The organism is Streptococcus infantis (genome assembly GCF_047465525.1).
GTDB lineage: Bacteria > Bacillota > Bacilli > Lactobacillales > Streptococcaceae > Streptococcus > Streptococcus infantis_R.
Map to the genome: position 1 here is coordinate 1 of NZ_JASGZS010000046.1, position 7577 is coordinate 7577.

The 7577-nt window shown below is 38.7% G+C and carries 2 protein-coding genes; both read right to left on the bottom strand.

Annotation, left to right across the window (positions count from 1 at the left end):
- On the bottom strand, nucleotides 1-5050 hold a 5050-nt coding region (locus tag QM374_RS10410; RefSeq protein WP_414311700.1), incomplete at its 3' end, for a mucin-binding protein.
- Between the two features lie 615 nt (nucleotides 5051-5665).
- Nucleotides 5666-7577: LPXTG cell wall anchor domain-containing protein (locus tag QM374_RS10415; RefSeq protein WP_414311701.1), on the bottom strand; the 1912-nt coding region annotated here is incomplete at its 5' end.

Here is a 7577-nt window from a genome sequence, read left to right on the forward strand (position 1 = left end):
ATGGGAAGTTTGGATCATTTGGTGTTTCTGGTTTTGGAACCAAGTTTCCAAGTGGTTTGTAAGTAACAGTTTCTTCAAGGTTTTCTTGAGTAACTGCCTTAGAAGCAACACTTGCTTTATCAGCGTAATATCCTGTCAAACTTGGCGTTGGAACTGCAGCGTAGTTAGCCTTATTCGCTGCCCATGGTGCATCAGGGTTAAGAACTTTACCTGTCACCTTATCAAGTGTTAAGGTACGTGTCCATTGTGCATTTTGAACATTGTCAGCTGGGGCAGTTGCCTTACCGTCTGATACCACATAATGAACTGTTGATGTTACATCTTTGGTCCATTGATCTTTCGCAGGGTATTTAGGACTGTTTGGATCATTTGGATTGATTGGATCTGTTGGATTATGTGGATCGTTTGGTCCAACAGGTGTTTCACCATGTTTCAAGGTTACTGTCCATGTTTGATCGACTGAAGCATCGTTATCGAAGTGGGCACCTGTTGGGAACTCATCGCTAACGAGAACATAACCACGATCTTCATAATACTTGATCTTGTCCGCAGTTGAGTAGTTGATTGCCTCACCTGATTTACCACCGACTTGATCATTGGCAAGGGTTTGACCTGTTGTTTGATCAACGTACTTGATCACTGCTTTTTGGTCTGCCTTAACATAAACAATCTTCGTATCTTGTGAAATTCGATCTGGATCACTTTCATCATTTGGTTCAATAGTTTTATCAACAATATTGTAACCCCATGCTTGTGGTTGTTCCTCCTTAATCACATATCCTGTTGGTGCATCTGGAATTTTAGTTTCTGCTGCTTCTTTAGGATTCAATGGGTTATTTTCATAAGTCTTAGATACTGAACCTGGAATAACATTTCCTGATTCATCTACTTGAATAATCTTACCAAGTGGTTTATAAGTTACAACATCTTCAGCATTAGGATTGGTTGGAGTGACTGTTTTACTACCTGCTTCAGACTTGTCAGCGTAGTAACCAGAAACTACTGGAACACTTTCCCTACCGTAAGTATGACTGTTTTCAGTCCATGTTGTTGTACCATCAGCTTGATTCTTCTTACCTGTGAAAGTATAGTCATTTTGAATCTTATCTGAAGGTACCTGAGCTTTACCATCTGTACTTGTGTACTTAACAGTTTGTTTTGTTGGTTGCGTCACATCATTAGTTTTTGGTACATAGATAATCGGCGTATCTTTTCCTGGATTTTCAGGGGTGATTGGTTTTCCTGGTTCTACTGGTTGACCTGGTTTACTTGGATCGTTTGGATCTGGCAAGTATGGTTTGTAGCCTGGTACATTAGGCACAACTGGTTTACCTGGTTTCGTTGGATCGTTTGGATCATTTGGATACGGCACTTCTGGTGTTGATGGGAAGTTCGGATCTTTTGGTGTCTCTGGTTTTGGAACCAATTTTCCAAGTGGTCTGTAAGTTACAGTTTCTTCAAGATTTTCTTGAGTGACTGTCTTAGAAGCAACACTTCCTTTATCAGCGTAGTAACCTGTCAATCCTGGTGTTGGAACTGAAGCATAATCCGTCTTATTCGCTGTCCATAGTTCAGTAGGGTTAAGAACTTCACCTGTCACCTTATCAAGTTTTAAGGTACGTGTCCATTGTGCATTTTGAACATTGTCAGCTGGGGCAGTTGCCTTACCGTCTGATACCACATAATGAACAGTTGACATTACATCTTTCTTCCATTGATTTTCCGCAGGGTATCTTGGACTGTTTGGATCATTTGGATTGATTGGCTCTGTTGGTTTATGTGGGTTATTTGGTCCAACTGGAGTTACATCGTGTGCTAACTTAACTACGAATTCTTGATCTGTTGATGCATCACTATCAAATTTCTTTTGATCTTCAGTTGAGTTTGTGAAACCATCTTCTACAAGCTTGTAACCCTTATTAACAAAATCAGCAATCTTAGCTGCAGTTGAGTAGTTAATGGCTTCATACGATTTACCAGAAACTTCATCTTTTGCTAATTCCTTATTATTAGCACTTGTATCAATGTATTTAATAATAGCTGATTGTGTTGGTTGCTTATAGACAACGACTGTTTCGTATGTACCCAAATCAGACTTAGCTACAATATTGCGCCAATAAGTTTCTGAAACGGTGCGTTTACCTGCTTGAGCTTCAATAAGTGTGTCTGTTGCATTGCTTGAATCATATGAAACAGAAACTGAATCAGCTTTAGCCCCAGCTTCTAATCCTGGAACATTAGTTGATAGAATTTCTGGTTTATAGCCTTTTAGTTTTGGCGAAACGATAGTACCATAATTATAGGTACCAGAATTTGTTCCGTCTTCTTTCCAGCCTGTATCAGCTATGTTATCTCCATCAATATCAGAAATGTGATACTTCGCTTTACTATAGGCTGCTAAGAATTCATCACCATTGCTGACACTTGAATTTTTTAAAATCTCTTTAAAGCCTTCTTGGTCAATAGAGACATCCAAAGTACGCTTCCAATCTGATGACTGGATAACATCTTTAACTGGAGTTCCGTCTTTATCTTTAGCAACTGGAGTTCCGTCTTTGTCTACTTTAAGTGGAGTTCCATCTTCGTACACATATTTGATGACATTTTTATGAACACCAGTCGGGTTGATTTTAGAACCATTTGATACCCAAATATTTTGACGGTTATCACCTACCGGGTCAATACCATAAGTCCTATCTGTGGCAACAACTCCCCCAGTCGAAGAACCTGTTGGTACAGATGTGGCATTAGCAGGTTCTATGTGTGCCCTATTATTTTGGAAACCAGCAATGGACATAGATCCACCCTGGATATTCATCCAAACAGAACTCTGTTTATTGTGACTTTGTGCATCCTTACCATCCTTGTTCATGGAATAAACCGTATAGGTCCCAACACCTGCATTATTTGTTGGACCATTAAATTCGACTCGGTTCCCTGAAGCTTCTAATTTATTTGAGATATAAAGAATATTTCCGTGGCCAATATCCTGTGGATTGTTCCCTTGAGGAATAGTTATTGGTAGTTTTCCAGTAATTTCACCTGCTGATGTACCATCTGATTTTGTGTATCTCATAAAGGAAACATATAGCGGATTATTAAACTGGAAATAAGTGTTTGTACTAGCTCCCAATGCTACTGAGATCAACTCAGCATAGTAGTTCGTATTATCATCTCGGATATCTACGATAGAACCCTTATTAGCTTGAAAAACTGGTTCACTCTTGCGACCATTTCGAGAATCAAGGGAAATAACATCGTCATAGTGATTATCGCCACGATTATCCATTTGAACACGGAAAGTTGCAAATTCGTCTACAAGAATCTTACCATTCTCATTTAGACCGATATAGTTATATCCGTCATAACTACCAGAAGGACCTCCGCCGCTCTTAGGTCCTTTTCCTACAGAATGGAAGGTGTTTGTAGAATGTTTTCCAAAGACTACTCTTGAATCATTTCCGAAATCAAGGGCAACGCCACGACCTTTATTTTCAAAGCGAACTTTGGAATTTTGACCTGTGACAAGTTCTGAGTGATTCCCCATCATAATACCGTCACGACCGTTAAATTCAAATGTTCCTTCTTCGCCAATAAGAACTCGGCTAGGACCATTTTTACGACCGTTGTTACCTGCACCGTAACCACCGTAACGTTCCTTATCAGTGATACCATCAGCTGGACGATTTACACCAATTGAAATCCCTTGACCGATACTAGTATTTAAGACTAACCTAGAGCCTTTTCCAGTTTCTACGGTACCACTATCAGCCATAAAAATACCAGCATTGTGGTAGCGAGCATTTTCGGATCCATTGCCAGTGTTCATGTTGATAGTAAGACTAGCTTTATCTTTTACACTGACCTTAGCTCCACTTTCAAAAGTAATAGCATCACCTTGAGAAGAGCGATTAAGCGTTAAACTAGCTCCCTCAGCAACTGTTACAGATTTAGCATCGTGAATATTTGACTCACGACGTTGGTCTGAATGACCTGCAGCTCCGACATTCCGTTGTACGTGTTGAGTTTGAGCATTTGCAGCTTGATAACTGTCACTAACTGTTGAAGTTGTAGTTCCTTTGATAACAACATGGGTGTTACCACCACCACCATAAAGTGATGAACCAACACTTGTCACGTTTTCAAAGGTTACTGTATTTGACCCACTGGTACTTGATAAATCAATCGGACCTTTAGAATTAGCAGTCGCTATTTTAAGGTTTTTAAGATTTAGTTCCCAGCTAGCTCCAGTCAACTCCAAGGTGTGTGACAAGAGTTCAAGACGAGCATTGTCGTCCTTACCTTGGATAGTAACTGCACGAGATTGTGCACTAATGGTAGTTTTACGGTCTACAGAACCAGGATTTCGGCTATCTGTGTTACCATTGTCACCTTGAGCTACGATATCACCATTAACAGTAATTTCGCTTACATTTTCATCCTCTAAGGCTGAAACAAACTCACTCCAATTAGATACTTCTCGTTTATCTTCTGAAGTAGCTCGACGTGTACGCGTTGAACGGCGTGCTTCAGCTGGAGCTTTATCAGTAGACTTATCATCTTTGTCAGCAACTTCAGCTGGAGCTTTGTCAGTAGACTTATCGTCTTTTTCAGCAACTTCAGCTTTAACTTCAGTTGCTTTCGCCGTTTCTTCACTCGATTCTTTCGCTGGTGCTTCTGACTTTTCAGATTTTGGACTCTCGATTACAGGTTTTTCAGAATCTGAAGAAACTTCAGTTGTTTCTGGTGTTACAACAGCTTTATCTTCTACTGTTGATTTTGAATCGGCAGTTTCTAGTGATAGAGCAGACTTATCTGCTACTGTAGGTTTTGATTCAGAAATTCTTGGTACTGAAGATTCCGATGTACTTGTTGAACTTTCTGGACTAACAGATACTACGGAGGTGAGCAATGTTTCTGAAACATTTACCTCATCAGCACTAGCAACTTGTCCACTCAAAAAGAAGGCAGTTCCTAAAAGAACAGAGGCTAAACCAAAACTATACTTACGTAAAGAAAAGCGTTGACGCTCATTAAAATGAAACTTCATAGTAATCTCCTTTTTACTTTTTCTTAAATTTTAGTATATCACTATATTTATAAAAATCAAGTGTTAGCGGTTACTTTTTACTAAAAAATATATTATACGAACTAAATTTATTATTTTTTTACATCTCTTATCGCAAACTTAGTAATTCTTTAAGAAATAGAATTAAAGGAACAAACATCCATCTAGTGATGTATTTCAGCCCTGCTATGAGAGATTTATCCGTTTTTATATTCATACAACTTATTTAACAGTATTAAAAAATTTTAGTAAATATTTTTTACTGAGATTTATAGTTTTATCTTTTAGTTTTTCAACAAATCCTTCTATCTCTGAATATAAAAATGGAGAGAACAACAACTGTCCTCTCCAGATGTTATAGTAGATTGAAATAAGGTATGAACAAATCGATTAGGAAAGTCAAACTAATTTCTAGAAATATTTTTAGCAGTCTTAGTGTCCTGTTCTAGATTCAATATACTCTGTTATGGGGCGGTTACGATATACTTGACAAATGGTAGAAAAGAGCCCAAAAAAACCGTAAGAATTTCTTCTTACGGTTTTTCTAGCAAATTCATAGAATTGAGATTCTCAGTTTTGCTTTATTTGAGTAATTTCTTACTCTTCTTCCTCGCGTTTTTTAGCGAAGAGGAGTCCGCCTGTCGCTGCTGCAAGAAGTGCTAAAGCAAGTGAAGCGCTAGATTGTTCTGTACCAGTATTTGGCAATTCTTTCGCTCCTGCTTTCTTAGCTGGTGCTTGAGCAGGTGAATCTTGGTTTGTAGCTGGATTAACTGCTACTGAACCATCTGATTTCTTAACTGTCTTATCAGCTGGGATGACGGCTGTGGTTCCATCCTCAAAGGTTACAACTACTGATCCGTCTTTGTTTACCTTGATATCTTTCGCAGTTGGGTTAGATTTCTTAACTTCTTCTGCTACCTTAGCTTTCTCTGCGTCAGTCAAGTTGCTTGGATCTGTAACTGGAGTTACTGATGGATTCTTAACTCCATCTGATTCCTTAACTTTATCAGATGATTTCTTAACTGTTTTATCTGCTGGAATAACAGCTTTAGTACCATCTTCAAAGGTTACAACTACTGATCCGTCTTTGTTTACCTTGATATCTTTCGCAGTTGGGTTAGATTTCTTAACTTCTTCTGCTACCTTAGCTTTTTCGGCGTCAGTCAAGTTGCTTGGATCTGTAACTGGAGTTACTGATGGATTCTTAACTCCATCTGATTCCTTAACTTTATCAGATGATTTCTTAACTGTTTTATCTGCTGGAATAACAGCTTTAGTACCATCTTCAAAGGTTACAACTACTGATCCGTCTTTGTTTACCTTGATATCTTTCGCAGTTGGGTTAGATTTCTTAACTTCTTCTGCTACCTTAGCTTTTTCGGCGTCAGTCAAGTTGCTTGGATCTGTAACTGGAGTTACTGATGGATTCTTAACTCCATCTGATTCCTTAACTTTATCAGATGATTTCTTAACTGTTTTATCTGCTGGAATAACAGCTTTAGTACCATCTTTAAAGGTTACAACTACTGATCCGTCTTTGTTTACCTTGATATCTTTCGCAGTTGGGTTAGATTTCTTAACTTCTTCTGCTACCTTAGCTTTTTCGGCGTCAGTCAAGTTGCTTGGATCTGTAACTGGAGTTACTGATGGATTCTTAACTCCATCTGATTCCTTAACTTTATCAGATGATTTCTTAACTGTTTTATCTGCTGGAATAACAGCTTTAGTACCATCTTTAAAGGTTACAACTACTGATCCGTCTTTGTTTACCTTGATATCTTTCGCAGTTGGGTTAGATTTCTTAACTTCTTCTGCTACCTTAGCTTTTTCGGCGTCAGTCAAGTTGCTTGGATCTGTAACTGGAGTTACTGATGGATCTTTAACGACTTTATCGTCTGATTTCTTAACTGTCTTATCTGCTGGGATAACGGTTGTTGTGCCATCTGGGTAAGTCACTGTTGTTGTGCCATCTTTACCAACCTTAACATCTGTTACACTTGGATTAGATTTCTTAACTTCTTCAGCTACTTTACCTTTCTCAGCGTCAGTCAAGTTGCTTGGATCTGTAACTGGAGTTACTGATGGATCTTTAACGACTTTATCGTCTGATTTCTTAACTGTCTTATCTGCTGGGATAACGGTTGTTGTGCCATCTGGGTAAGTCACTGTTGTTGTGCCATCTTTACCAACCTTAACATCTGTTACACTTGGATTAGATTTCTTAACTTCTTCTGCTACCTTAGCTTTTTCTGCATCTGTTAAGTTAGCTGGATCTTTAACTGGTGTTACCGCTGGATCTTTAACGACTTTATCGTCTGATTTCTTAACTGTATCACCTGATGGAATAACGGCTGTGCTGCCATCTGGGAAGGTTACTGTTGTTGTTCCATCTTTACCTACTTCAACATCTTTCGCTGTTGGGTTAGCTTTCTTAACTTCTTCTGCTACCTTAGCTTTTTCTGCATCTGTTAAGTTAGCTGGATCTTTAACTGGTGTTACCGCTGGATCC